Source organism: Sphingomonas mali NBRC 15500 (genome assembly GCF_001598415.1).
GTDB lineage: Bacteria > Pseudomonadota > Alphaproteobacteria > Sphingomonadales > Sphingomonadaceae > Sphingomonas > Sphingomonas mali.
Window position 1 is genome coordinate 84,219 of record NZ_BCYX01000001.1, and the last position, 15,831, is coordinate 100,049.

General features: G+C 64.3%; 13 protein-coding genes. 7 read left to right on the forward strand and 6 right to left on the reverse strand.

What is annotated here, in order from left to right; all coding sequences use genetic code 11:
* Position 1: 1 nt before the first annotated feature.
* Positions 2-451 (reverse strand): MaoC family dehydratase, encoded by a 450-nt coding sequence (locus tag SMA01S_RS00360; protein WP_066816067.1) that lies wholly within the window; start codon positions 449-451, stop codon positions 2-4.
* Positions 448-1,632: a CaiB/BaiF CoA transferase family protein gene (locus SMA01S_RS00365; protein WP_245649089.1), complete on the reverse strand. Its 1,185-nt coding sequence runs from the start codon at positions 1,630-1,632 to the stop codon at positions 448-450. The genes SMA01S_RS00360 and SMA01S_RS00365 overlap by 4 nt, the downstream gene beginning before the upstream one ends.
* 120 nt (positions 1,633-1,752) lie before the next feature.
* Between SMA01S_RS00365 and SMA01S_RS00370 the strand changes: the two genes are divergently transcribed.
* Both SMA01S_RS00370 and SMA01S_RS00375 read left to right on the forward strand, forming a co-directional pair.
* A complete protein-coding gene (locus SMA01S_RS00370) occupies positions 1,753-2,862 on the forward strand; it encodes an extracellular solute-binding protein (protein WP_066816070.1) in 1,110 nt (369 codons plus the stop codon).
* Positions 2,859-3,992: a CaiB/BaiF CoA transferase family protein gene (locus SMA01S_RS00375; RefSeq protein WP_066816072.1), complete on the forward strand. Its 1,134-nt coding sequence runs from the start codon at positions 2,859-2,861 to the stop codon at positions 3,990-3,992. Before SMA01S_RS00370 ends, SMA01S_RS00375 begins: the two co-directional genes overlap by 4 nt.
* Positions 3,993-4,118: 126 nt before the next feature.
* On the opposite strand, the gene SMA01S_RS00380 is transcribed toward SMA01S_RS00375, so the two are convergent.
* Entirely contained in the window at positions 4,119-6,842 is a 2,724-nt protein-coding gene (locus SMA01S_RS00380) for a TonB-dependent receptor (protein ID WP_066816073.1), read from the reverse strand.
* Between the two features lie 230 nt (positions 6,843-7,072).
* Here SMA01S_RS00380 and araD1 point away from each other — a divergent pair, with 230 nt between their 5' ends.
* On the forward strand, positions 7,073-8,044 hold the full coding sequence (gene araD1, locus SMA01S_RS00385; RefSeq protein WP_066816075.1) for an AraD1 family protein: 972 nt from the start codon (positions 7,073-7,075) through the stop codon (positions 8,042-8,044).
* Positions 8,045-8,086: 42 nt separating this feature from the next.
* Positions 8,087-8,800, forward strand: a complete 714-nt coding sequence (locus SMA01S_RS00390; protein ID WP_066816078.1) for a FadR/GntR family transcriptional regulator — start codon at positions 8,087-8,089, stop codon at positions 8,798-8,800.
* 39 nt (positions 8,801-8,839) lie between these two features.
* On the opposite strand, the gene SMA01S_RS00395 is transcribed toward SMA01S_RS00390, so the two are convergent.
* Entirely contained in the window at positions 8,840-10,636 is a 1,797-nt protein-coding gene (locus tag SMA01S_RS00395; protein ID WP_066816080.1) for an IlvD/Edd family dehydratase, read from the reverse strand.
* Positions 10,637-10,814: 178 nt separating this feature from the next.
* Here SMA01S_RS00395 and SMA01S_RS00400 point away from each other — a divergent pair, with 178 nt between their 5' ends.
* Positions 10,815-12,101, forward strand: a complete 1,287-nt coding sequence (locus SMA01S_RS00400) for a sugar MFS transporter (protein ID WP_066816089.1) — start codon at positions 10,815-10,817, stop codon at positions 12,099-12,101.
* A gap of 13 nt (positions 12,102-12,114) precedes the next feature.
* Here SMA01S_RS00400 and SMA01S_RS00405 read toward each other — a convergent pair whose 3' ends face one another.
* Positions 12,115-12,960, reverse strand: coding sequence for a ThuA domain-containing protein (locus tag SMA01S_RS00405; protein ID WP_066816091.1), 846 nt, complete (start codon positions 12,958-12,960; stop codon positions 12,115-12,117).
* Between the two features lie 39 nt (positions 12,961-12,999).
* Positions 13,000-13,923: a Gfo/Idh/MocA family protein gene (locus SMA01S_RS00410; RefSeq protein WP_066816093.1), complete on the reverse strand. Its 924-nt coding sequence runs from the start codon at positions 13,921-13,923 to the stop codon at positions 13,000-13,002.
* Positions 13,924-14,069: 146 nt separating this feature from the next.
* Between SMA01S_RS00410 and SMA01S_RS00415 the strand changes: the two genes are divergently transcribed.
* Both SMA01S_RS00415 and SMA01S_RS00420 read left to right on the forward strand, forming a co-directional pair.
* A complete protein-coding gene (locus SMA01S_RS00415; protein ID WP_066816096.1) occupies positions 14,070-14,903 on the forward strand; it encodes a GDSL-type esterase/lipase family protein in 834 nt (277 codons plus the stop codon).
* Positions 14,785-15,813, forward strand: coding sequence for an aldo/keto reductase (locus SMA01S_RS00420; RefSeq protein WP_245649090.1), 1,029 nt, complete (start codon positions 14,785-14,787; stop codon positions 15,811-15,813). Before SMA01S_RS00415 ends, SMA01S_RS00420 begins: the two co-directional genes overlap by 119 nt.
* Positions 15,814-15,831 lie beyond the last annotated feature (18 nt).

The following is a 15,831-nucleotide window of genomic DNA, read 5'->3' on the forward strand; positions in this document are numbered from 1 at the left end:
TTCAGTCCGCCGGACGGCGCGCAACGAGATAGAGATGCTCGCACGCGAGCACGGTCTCACCGCGCTGGTTGCGGATGTCGACCGCCTCGGTGACCACACCGTGCGTGATGCGCTTGGGATGGTCGCGCTTGTCGGCGATGCGCGTGATCGTCGTGATCGTGTCGCCGATATGCACGGGGCGGATGAAGCGCAGCCGGTCATAGCCATAGGACATTGCATGCGGGTTGATCGTCGTCGCGGTCAGTCCGATACCGATCGCGAAGACCATCGTGCCATGAGCGATGCGCTGACCGATGTCCTGCGTCGCGCACCATTCGGCGTCCATATGGTGGGGGAAGAAGTCGCCGGTATGGCCGGCATGGACGACGAAATCGGTCTCGGTGATGGTGCGGCCGAAGCTCGTGCGCTCCGACCCGATCTCATAGTCCTCGAAATATTGCTCGACGATCATTGGCCAAGTTCCCGGTCGATGGATAAGCGGTCGGCACCGAGACGGGGCGCCGCGCGCGGAGAGGCGAGGATCGCGCCGTCGACGCGGATCGGGCAGCGGGTCAGCGTCAGCGCCGCGCCATCGGGCGAGTGCACCTGCTGCGTCGCGTCGAGCGCAGCAAAGGCGGGTTCCGCTAACAGCGCCGGCCAGCCGAGCACCGGCGCCGCCCAGATTCCGGCGGGTTCGAGTAATGCCAGCCAGTCGCCGGTCGCGCGCGTCGCCAGATGGTCGCGGATCAGCGCCTTGATCGTGTCGCGATCGGCGAACCAGCGATCCGCCGGGAATTCCGCCAGCCCGGGCAGATCGATCACCGCGCCCAACCGATCGACCGGCGTCATCGCCAGCGCGAGATAGCCATCGGAGGTGGCGTAAATGCCATAGGGCGCGGCGAGATAAACATTGCCGTTGGCCACCTCGCTGCGAGCGGGCATCGCCCCGCCGCGATTGAGATGCACCGACAGATGCTCGAACTGGAGATCGACCGCGGTCTCGATCAGGCTGACATCGACGCGCCCACCCTCGCCCGTCACGCCGCGCCGCACGAGCAACGCCAATATACCCTGGCAGAGCTGAGCGCCCGCCATCATGTCGGTGATCGACAGCCCCGCCGGCACCGGCGCGCCGCCGGCGTCGCCCGACAACCAGGCGATGCCCGACAGCGACTGGACGAGCAGATCCTGTCCGGGGCGATCGCGCCACGGCCCGTCCGGACCGTAGCCGCTGACGCCAGCATAGATCAGCCGCGGGTTGAGCGCGGACACCTGGTCCCAGCCGAGCCCGAGCCGGTCCATGATGCCCGGCCGGAAATTGTGGATCAGCACATCGGCCCGCGTGATCAGCGCTTTCACCGCGGCGAGATCGGTCTCGTCCTTGAGGTCAGCGGTATAGCTTTGCTTGCCGCGGTTGATCGCGTGGAACAGCGCGCTGTCCTGATCGAACGCCGTGTCGGCTAAGAACAACGAGCGGCTGGCATCGCCTCCGTCAGGCCGCTCGACCTTGATCACCCGGGCGCCGAGGTCGGCGAGGCGCAACGCGCAGGACGGGCCGGCGAGGAATTGGCTGAAATCGAGCACGATTATGCCATCGAGCGGCAATGCGCCGGGGGTTCCATTCCCGCCTTCGTCCCGCACCGCCGCTTCCACTCAACCAGCTCCTAAAAAGTATGACTATATTATCTTTGACGAACTGCTATTGGCGGCTGAATGGCGAGTCAACCGTTTCCCGAACGGGTGACGATCAAATCGATGGAGTAAGGCGCGACTATGCGCGGCATGACCTGGAACCATCCACGCGGCTACGATCCGCTGGTTGCCGCATCGATCGAATGGAAGGCGCTGACCGGCGAGACGATCGAGTGGGATCGGCGCTCGCTCCAGGATTTCGAAAGCTATCCGGTCGAAGAGCTCGCTCGAGGCTACGACCTGATCGTGATCGACCATCCGCATGTCGGCCAAGTGGCCACCAGCGGCTGCCTGTTGCCGCTCGACGAAGCGATCGATCAGGCAACGCTCAGCGGGATCGCCGAGGGGTCGATTGGCGGGTCGTATGAAAGCTATACCTGGGCGGGGCATCAATGGGCACTGCCGATCGACGCCGCGGCGCAGGTCCAGGCCTGGGTGCCGTCGCGGATTGCGGCACCGGTGACCGACTGGCGCGCGCTTGCCGCACTCGCTGCGGATGGTCGCGCCTCGCTGCCGCTCAAGCCGCCGCATAGTTTGATGAGCCTGTTCACCTTGTGTGGGCTCGCCGGCGTGACGCTCTATGGCGCAGGCGACGACCTCTTTCCCGCCGGAGCCACGCACGCTTATGATCTGCTCGCGACGCTCGCCAGACAGGTCGACGAGCAGGCTTATGCGATGGACCCGATCGACATGCTCGAGGCGATGGCCGATCCTGCCGGCAAGCTTGCGGTCGCGCCGTTGATTTACGGTTATGTCAGCTATGCGATCGACGGCTTCCGGCCGGAGACCGTGCGCTTCGACGACATTCCGGCGCTCGATCACGGCCCCACGGGATCGGCGCTCGGCGGCACTGGGATGGCGGTGTCGGCCCATGGCAGCAATCCGCTCGCCGCGGCGCGCTTCGCCGCCTGGGTCGCCAACGGCAAGGCGCAGCGCGATCTGATCGCGCGGCATGGTGGCCAGCCCGGCCATGCCGATGCGTGGGACGCAGACAGCGTCAACGCCACGACCAACGATTTCTACCGCGCCACGCGCGCGACGCTCGACCGCGCCTGGGTCCGGCCGCGACATGACGGCTATATGTCGTTCCAGCACGCCGCCTCCGAACGGATCAACGCGGCGCTACGCGGCGGCGAACCGGCGGCAGACGTCATCGCGGCGCTCAACCAGCTCTATCGCGCGAGCCGATGAGCGCGCCGCTCGAGGGTCTCCTCGTCATCGACATGGCCCAGTTCCTGTCGGGCCCGTCGGCGGCGCTGCGCCTGGCCGATCTCGGCGCGCGGGTGATCAAGGTCGAGCGTCCCGATGGCGGCGACATCTGCCGTACGCTCTATCTCAGCGACACCGATCTCGCAGGCGACTCCACGCTGTTCCACGCGATCAACCGCAACAAGCAGAGCCTCGCCGCCGATCTCAAGAATCCGGGCGACGCACGGCGCGTCCACCGGCTGATCGACCAAGCCGATGTCGTCATCCAGAATTTCCGCCCCGGCGTCGCCGAACGACTAGGCTTCGGACCAGCGACGCTCCGGGCACGCAATTCGCGGCTGATCGTCGGCAGCATCTCGGGTTATGGCCAGGATGGTCCCTGGGCCGCTCTTCCGGGCCAGGATCTGCTCGCCCAGGCGGTGTCGGGCGCGATGTGGCTGAGCGGCAGCGCATTGGACGGTCCGGTGCCGTTCGGACTGTCGGTCGCCGACATGCTCGCCGGCCATGTCCTGGTCGAAGGGATATTAGCCGCCTTGGTCCGGCGCGGGATCGGCGGCGATGGCGCGACGGTCGAAACCAGCCTGCTCGAGGCGATGGTCGATCTCCAGTTTGAGGTTCTGACCACGCATCTCAATGACGGCGGCCGGCCTCCACAGCGCGCGGCGGTCAACAACGCCCATGCCTATCTGGCGGCCCCGTACGGCGTCTACCGTACCAGCGACGGCTGGCTCGCTCTGGCGATGACGCCGCTCGACGTGCTTGGGCGGTCGCTCGACCTCCCGCTCGCGGGCCGCGATGCCTTTGCGGAACGGGACGAGATCAAGGCGGAAATCGCAGTACTTCTGGCGCGCTGCACGACCCAGGCAGGGATCGAGCGGCTGCGCGCCGACGGCATCTGGTGTGCGCCGGTCAGCGATTGGCCGACCTTGCTCGCACAAGAGGCCTTCACGCGGCTCGACATGCTGCAGCGCCTCGAGCGCGGCACCACGTCGATCGCCACTACGCGCGCGCCTGTTCGCGTGAATGGCGCGCGCGTGGGCACTTCGGCCGCAGCGCCGCGCATCGGCGAGCATAGCGACACCATCGTCCGCGAATTCTCACTCGACGGCTGAGCCGCGCTCAAAAAAAGGGACACGAACCGGTGGTTCGTGCCTAGTCGGAGGTCAGGGGAAGTACCGGCCGGATTCTCCGCTCCCCCTTGAGCAGAGAATCCGGCCGGGTGGGGTATTTTAGACCGATCAGTATTTCACACGTACGCCGACCATGAACTGGCGGTCGTCGATCGTGAACTGACCCGGCTGCGTCGCGACCTGATAATATTGCTGGATCTGCGTACGCTGGATGTTCTGCGCGTCGAACGTCAAGGTGAAGTGCTTGCCCACATCCACGTTCAGCGAGGCATCGAGCCAGCCATACCCCTTGGTATAGACGGGGAACACGTACGAGACGGTCGATCCTCCCGGCGGGGTGTAACCGCCGGCCAGGATGCTCGACAGGAAGCTCGACCGATAATTGTAGGCGACGCGGGCCGAAACGCCGTATTTCTCGTAGATCGCGGCAACGTTGAAGCTGTTCTTCGACAGCTGCGTCAGCGGTGCGGTGAAGCCGACCAGCGAGCTGGGCGCCTTACTGTCGGCATAAGTGTAATTGGCCTGCAGGCCGAGGCCCGCCAGCGCGCCCGGCAGGAAATCGAAGAATTGCTGATAGCCTACTTCGACGCCCTTCACCGTGCCGGGATCGGAATTGACTGGCAGCGAGACCGTATAGCCGGTGACGCCGTCAATCGTTTGGCCAGGCGTGGCGCGCGTAAAGATGAAGCCCTTCACCCGTTTGTAGAAGCCCGCGACATAGAGCGAACTCGACTTGCCGAAATACCATTCGAGCGACACGTCGGCGTTGGTCGAGGTGATCGGGGACAGGTTCGGATTGCCGCTCGACGCCGCCAGCTGACCCGGCACCACCGTCACCGCAGGTGACAACTGGCTGAAGTCGGGCCGTGTCAGCGTTTCGGAGCCAGCCAGACGAAGCTGCAGATTGTGCGTCAGATGGAAGCGGATATTCGCGCTCGGCAACCACTTATTATACGCGTTGTCGACGATCACCGGATCGACCGCCTGGGGGCTGTCCACCACATAGGTAACAACCTTCGTAACCGGATCGGTGACGGCATGCCTGCGCAGCTGGAAACCGTTGATGCTGTCCTCCGTGCGGACCCAGCGCACGCCGATATTGCCATCAACAACATCGTTGAAGTTGAACTTCGCCATGACGTAACCGGCATAGCTCTTCTCGTCCGCGGCGAAGCCGGCGAGCTGATTGCTGATCGAGTTCGGGTCCGGCGCGGTCAGGCCAAGCGCACTCACCACCCCGCTGAAATTGTTCTTCAGATTGGCGGGCAGCGCGTACGGATAGGTGCGCTGGAAATCCAAGCTAGAACCAGGGCCCGAATAGAAATCGCCGAACTGATTGGCAGTGAAGAGCGAAGGGTACAGGGTCGGATTAGGCGCCTTTGTTTGCCCGACAAAGCGGACCGGGTTTTGCTGCGCCACGGCTCGGTCGGAATAGCGAAAGCCGACATCGATCGCCGACAGGAATCCGCCGTCGAATTTATACTCGCCGTCCAGACGACCGGCCCATTCGTGCCCGACATAATGGTTCTCGTTACGCGTCAGACCACCAACCGTGTAATTCGAGAGATTCGCCAGATCGAAACCGGGCGTTGATGAAGACGGCGGATTGGTGGCGGCATATTGCGTGAACACCGGCGCATGCGTCACCAGGTCGAGCTCGGTGTACCATAGATCGCTCTTCGATTTGGTATAGGTACCGTCACCGGTGAGCGTGAAGTTCCCGCTGGTCCACTTACCCTTCAACGAGACCTGCTTGTTGACGTCGAGCAGGTCGCGCTCGGTGCCCCCCGCGGTGATGACCTGGTTGCTGTAGCTGGCTTGGCTAACGTCGTTGGTGCCGCTGAAATAGCTGGCACTGCCCGGGATGAAAGCCGAACCCGCCGTGGGGATGTTCACGGAATATTGCTGCTGATTGGTGCGGAAGCGTTGATACTGCCCCTCCAGCGAGAATTCGAGATTGGACGCCGGACGCCATTGCAGCGCGGCGTTGGCACCGATGCGTTGACGGTTGCCGTTGATCAGCACCTGATAATTGCCGTTCGGTGCGAACACCGTGCGGGTGGGATCGATCTGACTGGCTAGCCCAGGCACGCGCGGCGTGGGCGCCCCCGTCGAGTCGAGGTCCTGGCGGTAGGACCGCTCTTGATACGAAATCGCGGCGAGGACGCCGATCTCGCCGATCCCGGTCTGCCAGCGATCGGACAACAATAGCGAAGCCATCGGCTCCGACTTCTTGATGCGGTCGGCGTAGTTGTTGCGCACCGTCGCACTGAGCGTCGCGCCGCTAAAATCGAACGGCAAGTGCGTGCGCACGTCCACGGTTCCACCCAGGCCACCTTCGATGAGGTCTGCTGTCGGCGACTTGTAGACGTCGATGCGGCCGATCAGTTCGGCCGGAAGATCCTGAAAATTGAACGTGCGGCCGCCGCCGGCAGTGAAGGTCTCACGGCCGTTCAGCGTGGTCTCGACTTGCGGGAGGCCGCGAATGGCGATCGAGCCGCCTTCGCCAACGTCACGCGAAACCTGCACGCCGGTAATACGCTGCAACGCCTCGGTCGCATTGTTGTCGGGGAGCTTGCCGATATCCTCAGCCACGATCGAGTCGACGATCGACGAGGCGTTCCGTTTGACGTTCTGCGCCGACTGAAGACTGGCCCGGACGCCGGTGACGACGATGTCGACGGGCGGTGCTGCATCGGCAGTCTGCGGAGCTGCGTCGGTAGCCTGCGGCGCAGGCGTGCCCGCGTCCTGCGCATGAGCGGCGCCGGCGGTGAGGCCGATGATCATCGCGCCGAGCGCGACACCGCAACGAATCTGACCGGAATAGTTCATTCCTCTCCTCCCAAGCGCGATTTCGGCTTATTTGCCGCGTTCGATTTATACTACTAATATGCGTAATATTGTATGATTATATGCTTGTCAATCACCTGCGGAGGGCGGTTACCGCCTAGTCAACTCCGATCTAGGAATCTGATATCTATAGGTATTTATCGGAGTACCGGATGGGCTTGATGCCGCCGGTCAAGCCGGCTAATTATGTCTGAGTTATTGGAGACTCAAAAATGATCCGGTCCCTCCTCCAGTTCGACGACGGCCAGCGCGGAGTCGCGGCGATGAGCAGCGATGGCGTGCGGCGTGTGACTGGCGCGGCAACGACGCTCGCACTCGCCGGGGAAGCGCTGGCGGCAGGCGTTTCACTCGCCGATCTGGCGGCCGCCCGTTTAGGCGATGCGATCGATCTGGACAGCGTGACCTTGCTCTGCCCGATCGACCATTCCGACCCTGCGCACTTGCTGGTCAGTGGCACTGGTCTCACCCATCTCGGCTCGGCCGAGGGGCGCGATCAGATGCACCGCGCCGCGATCGAGAATCCGGCACCGACCGATTCGATGAAGATGTTCCTGATGGGGGTGGAAGGCGGCAAGCCCGAGACCGGCTCGATCGGCGTCCAGCCCGAATGGTTCTACAAGGGCGACGGTGCAATCCTGGCCGCGCCCGACGCGCCGCTCGCCATGCCCGATTTCGCACTGGACGGCGGCGAGGAGCCCGAGATCGCCGGCATCTATCTGATCGCGCCCGACGGCACGCCCGTCAGGATCGGCTTCGCGCTGGGCAACGAATTCTCCGACCATGTCACCGAGCGCGGCAATTATCTGTGGCTCGCGCATTCGAAGCTGCGCGCCGCGGCACTCGGTCCCGAATTGCTACTAGGCGAGCTGCCCGAAGATATTCGCGGCACCAGCCGCATCCTCCGCGACGGCGTGGTGTTGTGGGAAAAGCCGTTCGTCTCGGGCGAGGCGAACATGTCGCACAGCATCGCCAATCTCGAGCACCATCATTTCAAATATGCCGGCTTCCGTCGTCCCGGCGACCTGCACGTCCACTTCTTCGGCACCGCGACGCTGTCGTTCAGCGACGGCGTAATCGCCCAACCGGACGACGTGTTCGAAGTGTCGGCGGCGCCGTTCACCCTACCGGTGCGCAACCGATTGGCCAGGGCGCCCGCGGATCCTGTCGCGGTGCGCATATTGTGAGCATTGTCACCCGAAGCGCGACCGCATAGGCTGGCACGGTCGATGGATGACGACCGTCCCCCTCCCGCGCCACGCATCCATGGTACGATCGCGCGCAAGCTCGGTATCGAGATCGTCGGCGGCATCCGCAAGCCCGGCGACATCTTGGACGGCGAGATCGAGGCGAGCGAGGAGCTCGGCATCTCGCGCACTGCCTATCGCGAGGCGATCCGTATCCTCGCCGCCAAGGGACTGGTCGAAAGCCGGCCCAAGGCGGGGACGCGAATCACGCCACGCAATCGCTGGAACCTGCTCGATCCCGATATCCTGGCCTGGACCTTCGAGGGCGAACCCGACGCCCAGTTCATCGTCGACCTGTTCGAGCTGCGCGAGGTGATCGAGCCCGCCGCCGCGGCATTCGCGGCGCAACGGCGCAGCGACCGCGATTTGGCTGAAATGACCGAGGCGCTCGACGGGATGCAGGCGTTCGGCCTGGCCGACGAGCGCGGACGTGCCGCCGACCAGCGTTTCCACCGCGCCATCCTGGCCGCCGCGCGCAACGAGCCGCTGACCGCGCTTGCCAGCACGGTCGGCGCGGCGGTGAGCTGGACCACCAAGTTCAAGCAGCGCCGCCGCAGCTTGCCGCGTGACCCGCTCCCCGACCACCGCCGCGTCCATGCCGCGATCGCGGCGAAGGATGCCGATGGCGCGCGGCGCGCGATGACCGACCTGTTGCGGCTGGCGCTGACAGACATGGAGTTGCCTGGGAGGGAGTGACAAAGCTCCCCTCCCTGCAAGGGAGGGGAAATTGGAGTGTCAGTGATTGTCGCGCGGCAGGCCCTTGGTCTGGGCAATGCGCTGATAAGCCTCCGCCCCTTCCAGGATGGCGCCACTGCCGAGCTGGCCAACCACCGCGCGCTGGATCTCCTGCCACGGAGTCTGCGATGCGGGATAGCGATAGCCTCCCGCCGCCTCCAATGCGCGCCGCCGCTCGGCAAGCTCGGCCTCGTCGATCAGCACATCGGCGGTTCCGCGCCTGAGGTCGATTCGCACGCGATCGCCGGTCCGGAGCAGAGCCAGCGCACCGCCCGCCGCGGCCTCTGGCGAGGCATTGAGGATCGAAGGGCTGCCGCTCGTGCCGCTTTGGCGGCCGTCGCCGATGCACGGCAACGCATGGACTCCATCGAGGATCAGGTGCGCGGGCGGGCGCATATTCACCACCTCGGCCGCGCCGGGATAGCCGATCGGCCCGGCCCCGCGCATCACCAGCAAGGTCCCGGACGTGATGTTGGACGCGGGATCGTCGATCCGCGCATGATAATCCTCCGGCCCGTCGAACACCACGACCGGCCCCTCAAATGCGTCGGGATCATTGGGGTCTGACAGATAGCGCTCGCGGAATTCGGGCGAGATCACGCTGGTCTTCATGATCGCGCTGTCGAACAGATTGCCCGACAGGACGACGAAGCCGGCGTCCCGCATCAGCGGATCGTCGAAGCGGCGAATCACCTTCTCGTCTTCGATCGCGGCGTCGCGGCAATTGTCGCCGATGGTGCGACCGTTGGCGGTCATCGCGTTCTCTGCGATCAACCCGTGCTGGATCAATTGTGCGACCACCGCGGGAACGCCGCCCGCGCGGTAATAGTCTTCCCCGAGATACTCGCCGGCTGGCTGGAGATTGACCAGCAGCGGAATGGCATGGCCATGATCCTGCCAGGTCTTCAGCGGCACATCGACGCCGATATGGCGCGCGATCGCGGTCAGGTGGATCGGTGCGTTGGTCGATCCGCCGATCGCCGAATTGACCGCGATGGCGTTGAGGAAAGCCTCCTTGGTCAGGATGTCCGACGGCTTGAGATCCTCCGCGACCATCTCGACGACGCGCTTGCCGGTGCGATAAGCGACTTCCTGGCGGTCGCGATACGGCGCCGGGATCGCCGCCGATCCGGGCAGTGCCATGCCGAGCGCCTCGGCCAGCGAGTTCATCGTTGTCGCCGTGCCCATCGTGTTGCAATAGCCGGTCGAGGGAGCCGATGAGGCAACGAGGCGGATGAACTCGGCATCGTCGATCTCGCCTGCCGCGAGCAGCTGCCGCGCTTTCCAGACGATCGTGCCCGACCCGGTACGCTCGCCCTTGTGCCAGCCGTTGAGCATCGGCCCGACCGACAAGGCGATCGCCGGGATGTTCACCGTCGCCGCCGCCATCAGGCAGGCGGGCGTCGTCTTGTCGCAACCGATCGTCAGGACCACGCCGTCGATCGGATAGCCGTAGAGCGTCTCGACCAGACTGAGATAGGACAGGTTGCGGTCGAGCCCGGCGGTCGGACGCTTGCCCGTTTCCTGGATCGGGTGGACCGGGAATTCGAGCGCGATGCCGCCCGCCTCACGAATCCCTTCGCGCACGCGCTCGGCGAGTACCAGATGATGGCGGTTGCACGGACTGAGGTCGGATCCGGTCTGCGCGATGCCGATGATCGGCTTGCCCGATTGCAACTCCTCGAGACTGAGGCCGAAATTGAGGTACCGCTCGAGATACAGCGCGGTCATGTCGACATTGTCGGGATTGTCGAACCAGGCGCGGCTGCGGAGCTTGGGCATGTTGTCGATGGGCATTCAGGGCTCCAGGGGGAATTGGGCGAGGCACGAGGCGGCCGCGAATTTCGTGAATCTCAATACATTATGCATGCCGCCCCTCCTTTCGATACCGAGCGGATTGACCGCGGCATGAGCGATATATAATCAGACAATTAGCCAAGGCACAAGCTTTGCGGTCGTACGAAGGAAGAGGAAGATGGCAGGTCCCGCGGCAACTACCCCGCGTCAGCAGGTCGAAATGCAGGCCGGCGGCAGATACGGGCCGGCGCTCGCCTTGCTCGCCAGCCTCTTCTTCATGTGGGGGTTCATCACGGTCATCAACAACACGTTGCTGCCGCACCTCAAGAGCGTCTTCGAACTCAATTACCTGCAAACCACCCTGATCGAATCGACCTGGTTCGTCGGCTATCTCGTCGCCTCGATTCCCGCGGCCAAGCTGATCGAACGGATCGGCTATCAAAAGGCGCTGACGGTTGGGCTCGCGGTGATGACATTGGGGTCGCTGGGGATGATCCTGGCGGCCAGCCTGCCTTCCTATGGTGTCACGCTCGCTTCCCTGTTCATTGTGTCGTGCGGAATCGCGTTGCTCCAGGTCGCCGCCAATCCTTACGTCGCGGTGATCGGCTCGCCCCAGACCGCGGAGTCGCGGCTCACCCTGGTCCAGGCGTTCAACACCACCGGCGACGTGCTGGCGATCGTGTTCGGCCGTTATCTGATCCTCGCCCGCACCACCGCCGGCACTTCGGCGGAGGGTGTCCAGCTGAGCCACGCGCAGCGCATGGCCGACGCGCAGGCGACCGAATTGCCGTATCTGATCGTGGCGATCGTGCTCGCGGTGCTGACCGTCGTCATCGCGCGTGCCAAGCTACCCGCGCTTGGCTCCGCGACGCAGCGCGCCAATGCCGAGGAGCGCAAGCATTTGTCGCTGTGGAAGCACCGCAACCTGATCCTCGGCTGCGGCGCGATCTTCCTCTACGTGCTGGCAGAGATCGGCGTCGGCAACCTGTTCATCAACTTCGCATCGCAGCCCCATATCGCCAACATCACCCACGAGCAGGCGGCGTTCTACCTGACCTTCGTGTGGGGCGGGATGATGGTCGGGCGCTTCGCCGGTGCGTGGATCATGCGCTATTTCGCGCCGGAGAAGGTGCTCGCCGTGTTCGCGGTCGGAGCGCTGGTGTCGGCGCTCGTCGCGACCTTCGTGCCTGGCCCCACGGCAATGTACGCGCTGATCGCCGTTGGCCTGTTCCACTCGATCATGTTCCCGACGATCTTCGCGCTTGCGATCCGCGGCCTCGGGCCGCTGACCGAAGAGGGATCGGGATTGCTGATCATGTCGATCGCCGGCGGTGCGTTGGTATTCATCCAGGGCAGCGTTGCCGATAATTTCGGCATCCAGCTCGCCTTCATCGTCACGGCGTTGTGCGAGATGTACGTCCTGTATTACGCGCTGTGGGGCAGCAAGGTGACCAACCCGGCCTGACGGCCGGGCAGCCTCAGCAGCCCGCCCCCTCCGCACGCGCGGCCCAGCGGATCGCGCCGCTGATCATCTTCTGGTGGAGCGGCTCCGAATAGGTCTCCGCTTTGTGGCCGAGTGCAGAGAAGAACACCCGTCCGCGACCGACGCAGCGCGTCCAGATGATCGGATGGAGCTTGCCCATCCGCACGCGCTCGGGAAACGGATCGTAGCTGCTCTCGTCGAGCGTCGCGAGGATGTGCGTATCGTTGCCGGTCGGGACCCGATCGAACGAATACCATTCCTCGGTCCGCACCCATTTCGTCGGCAGGCCGCGCGTCGCCGGATTGCTGCGATCGATCACGTCGATCGTTCCCTGCTGGAATTGCTTGGGATGCCCGGTATGACCGATGAACTGCGCGCCGATCAACGTGGTCGGATACCAGTTCCAGTCATATTGCGGGTCGCCGCCGGCACCGTGGAGCAGCACCACACCACCGCCCTTTTCGATCCACGCCTTGAACGCCGCCCGCTGATTGTCGTCGAAGATCGTCCCGCTGGTGCTGCTGAGCACGACCACAGAGAAACGCGCGAGGTCGCGCGGGTTCATCACCGCAGCATTCTCGGTCTCGAACACGTCGCGATGCTGTTTGCGGACAAGCTCGACGAGCACCGTCTTCGCGGCGGCGATCTGATCGGGATCGCGAAAGCCGTTGGTCTTGGAGAGCACCAGCACCGCGCCTTTGCGCATTGCTGGGATCGCCGGTGGCACCGTGTCCATGACCGGCGTCGGCCAGTTGCGCGGATCGCGCACCCACGTCGCGACGGGCGCCGGAGTCGTAGCCTGGAGCGCGATCACGAACACCAGCGCAGCACGTAACATCATGGCCTCATCCCTCCGTTTTTTCCGGTTGTCCGCGAGCGATCACCACTCGAACGCATCGCCGGTGGTACGTTCCGCGATCAGGAAGGCGTCCGCCACGAGCTGGAGTGGCCGCAAGTCAACATCGCTTTTGCCGGTCGCAACCAGGTCCGCGAAGCGACGGTAGAGGCCGGGATATTCGGCGTCCGCCGCATTGCGGGGTTGCTCGTCGGGCAGGCGCAGGATCGAACCGCCCATCGACAGCACCATCGTACCGGCATCGGTATCGACCTCGATGTCCCAGGTCTGTGGGCCGGTCTGCAGGAAATCGAATTCGGCCGACACCGGTACGGTGCCTGCCGACATCCCGAGCGTCGCCTTGAGCGGCCCCTGCCGGCCGGCAGGAACGGTGATCGTCGCGGTGTCCACTCGCCAGGGCTCGGGCAGGATTCTGGTCGCGATCGAGAGGGCGTTGATGCCGGGATCGAACACGCCGAACCCGCCCGCCTCCAGGATCCAATCCTGTCCCGGATGCCAGCGGCGAATGTCCTCGCGCCACGCGATCCGGACCGCATCGATCCGCCGCCCGGCGAGCCAGGCGCGAGCCGGCTCGACTCCGGCCGCCTCGCGCGAATGCCATGTGGCGAACAGCACCACGCCTTTCGCTTGCGCCATATCCGCCAGCGCCACCGCCTCCGATAGGGTCGCTGCCGGCGGCTTCTCCATCATGACATGCAGTCCCGCCTCGATCGCCGCGGCCGCCTGATCGAAGCGGCCGCGCGGTGGCGTGCAGAGCGATACCGCGTCGAGCTCGATGTCACCGCCGAGCATCGCCTCGATGGTCGGAAAATTGGCGACGCCATCGAGCGTGGCGTTGCGGCTGGCGATCGCGACAAGATCGTAGTCCGGGTTCGCGCCGAGCGCCGGCAGATGCTGATCCCGCGCGATCTTGCCGAGACCCACCAATCCGATCCGCAGCTTCTTCATGCCCGCTCCGTGTCCAAATAAATACTCATACATATTCCTATCGACCGGCCGTACTGCTAGCAACCGCATATCGGCAAGGAGTAGATATGGGCCGACGGGCCGGCGCGTACCGGGGAGGATCGGCCTCCACTGCTTAGGAGAACCGCGTGCGCATCCGTACTCTCGTCTATCTGGTCGTCATGCTTCTGGTCCCAGTGACCGCGCATTCGCGCGAGGAGTCGGATGTTTGTGCCGCGGTGCCGACGATGCCCCCGGAAGTGAAGGTCTTTCAGGTTGCCGCGGACGCCGCCCGCGCGGCAGGACGCAAACCGGATTTGCCCGCTCCCGCGGTGGGTGCCGCTTATGCCGCCTGGCAGCAGAAATTGTTCGCGGTCGATTTTCCCGGTGTCTGCCGATACCGAACCGCCAACGCCGCTTTACAGCCTGCGACGAAGCGCCGCATCGTCTTCTTTGGCGACTCGATCACCGAACGGTGGATGACGCTGCGCCCGGGCTTCTTTGCCGGTGATCGGGTGGACCGCGGCATCGGAGGGCAAACCACGCGGCAGATGATCGGCCGGTTTCGCGCCGACGTGATCGAGCTCCACCCCGCCGTCGTGCATATCCTGGCCGGGATCAACGATCTCGCTGGCGCGACAGGTCCGACCAGCCTGTCCGAAATCGAGGGCAATCTCGCCTCGATGGCCGAGCTGGCGCGTGCTCACAACATCAAGGTCGTGTTGAGCACGGTCCTTCCGGCACGCACTCTCGGCGGCCGGCCAGGATATGACCCGGCACCGGACATCGCGTCGCTGAACGCATGGCTGCGCGCTTATGCCGCGCGCGAGGGCTTCGGCTTCGTCGACTATAATGCGGCACTCGATGACGGTGCGCGTGGGCTATCGTTGGCCAATTCGGCCGATGGCATTCATCCAACCGCCGCCGGTTATGCGATCATGGAACCGCTCGCGGAGAAGGCCTTCGCCCGCGCCGTTCGCTGACACAACTCAACGTCTCTTGCCATTAATCATACTATACGATTCGACGGGGCGCTTCTATATCGCCGGCACCTTATCGGAGTCGGATATGCCTCAGCCCTTCATCACCCTGATTGACGGCAGCAAAATTCCCCAGATCGGCCTTGGCACCTATCAAGCTGCGGCAGACCGTACGGCAAAGATGGTCGAAACGGCGCTCGGCATCGGATACCGCCACATCGATACCGCGATGATCTATCGCAATGAAGCCGGCGTCGGGGACGGCTTGCGGGCCAGCGGAGTGCCGCGTGAAGACGTGTATATCACGACCAAATTGTGGAACACCGACCAGGGCGGAGAAGCTGCACGAACGGCGTTCAACACCAGCCTCGATCTGCTGAAGCTGGATTATGTCGACCTTTACCTGATTCACTGGCCGGTGCCCGCGCGCGATCTCTACGTCGAATCCTGGGAGACGCTGATTCAGCTTCGCGACGAAGGGCTGGCACGCGCCATCGGCGTCTCCAACTTCATGCCGGACCAGATCGATCGCCTGATCGAAACGACCGGCGTCGTGCCCGCCGTCAATCAGATCGAATGCCACCCGGCCTTCCAGCAGTTGTCGGCGCGCGCGGAGAATGCGAGACGAAAGGTCGCCGTTCAATCCTGGAGCCCGTTGGGACAGGGTGAACTTCTCGGCAACACCGTGCTCAGGACATTAGCGGAGAAGCACGATCGTACCGTCGCGCAGATTATCCTGCGCTGGCATGTGCAGAATGACCTGATCGTCATCCCCAAGACCGTCAACGAAGATCGCATGCGCGAGAATCTCGATATTCTGGCCTTCACGCTCGACACCGATGACCTGGCGAAGATTGCGACTCTCGACGACCCTGAAGGACGGATGGGACCCGACCCGCTGACATTTGAGTGAACCCACCGGCCGGCTCCG

Coding starts and splice junctions, on each gene's coding strand:
- SMA01S_RS00360 (WP_066816067.1), bottom strand. CDS start 451: ATGATCGTCGAGCAATATTTCGAGGACTATGAGATCGGGTCGGAGCGC.
- SMA01S_RS00370 (WP_066816070.1), top strand. CDS start 1,753: ATGCGCGGCATGACCTGGAACCATCCACGCGGCTACGATCCGCTGGTT.
- SMA01S_RS00375 (WP_066816072.1), top strand. CDS start 2,859: ATGAGCGCGCCGCTCGAGGGTCTCCTCGTCATCGACATGGCCCAGTTC.
- SMA01S_RS00380 (WP_066816073.1), bottom strand. CDS start 6,842: ATGAACTATTCCGGTCAGATTCGTTGCGGTGTCGCGCTCGGCGCGATG.
- araD1 (WP_066816075.1), top strand. CDS start 7,073: ATGATCCGGTCCCTCCTCCAGTTCGACGACGGCCAGCGCGGAGTCGCG.
- SMA01S_RS00390 (WP_066816078.1), top strand. CDS start 8,087: ATGGATGACGACCGTCCCCCTCCCGCGCCACGCATCCATGGTACGATC.
- SMA01S_RS00395 (WP_066816080.1), bottom strand. CDS start 10,636: ATGCCCATCGACAACATGCCCAAGCTCCGCAGCCGCGCCTGGTTCGAC.
- SMA01S_RS00400 (WP_066816089.1), top strand. CDS start 10,815: ATGGCAGGTCCCGCGGCAACTACCCCGCGTCAGCAGGTCGAAATGCAG.
- SMA01S_RS00405 (WP_066816091.1), bottom strand. CDS start 12,960: ATGATGTTACGTGCTGCGCTGGTGTTCGTGATCGCGCTCCAGGCTACG.
- SMA01S_RS00410 (WP_066816093.1), bottom strand. CDS start 13,923: ATGAAGAAGCTGCGGATCGGATTGGTGGGTCTCGGCAAGATCGCGCGG.
- SMA01S_RS00420 (WP_245649090.1), top strand. CDS start 14,785: ATGACGGTGCGCGTGGGCTATCGTTGGCCAATTCGGCCGATGGCATTC.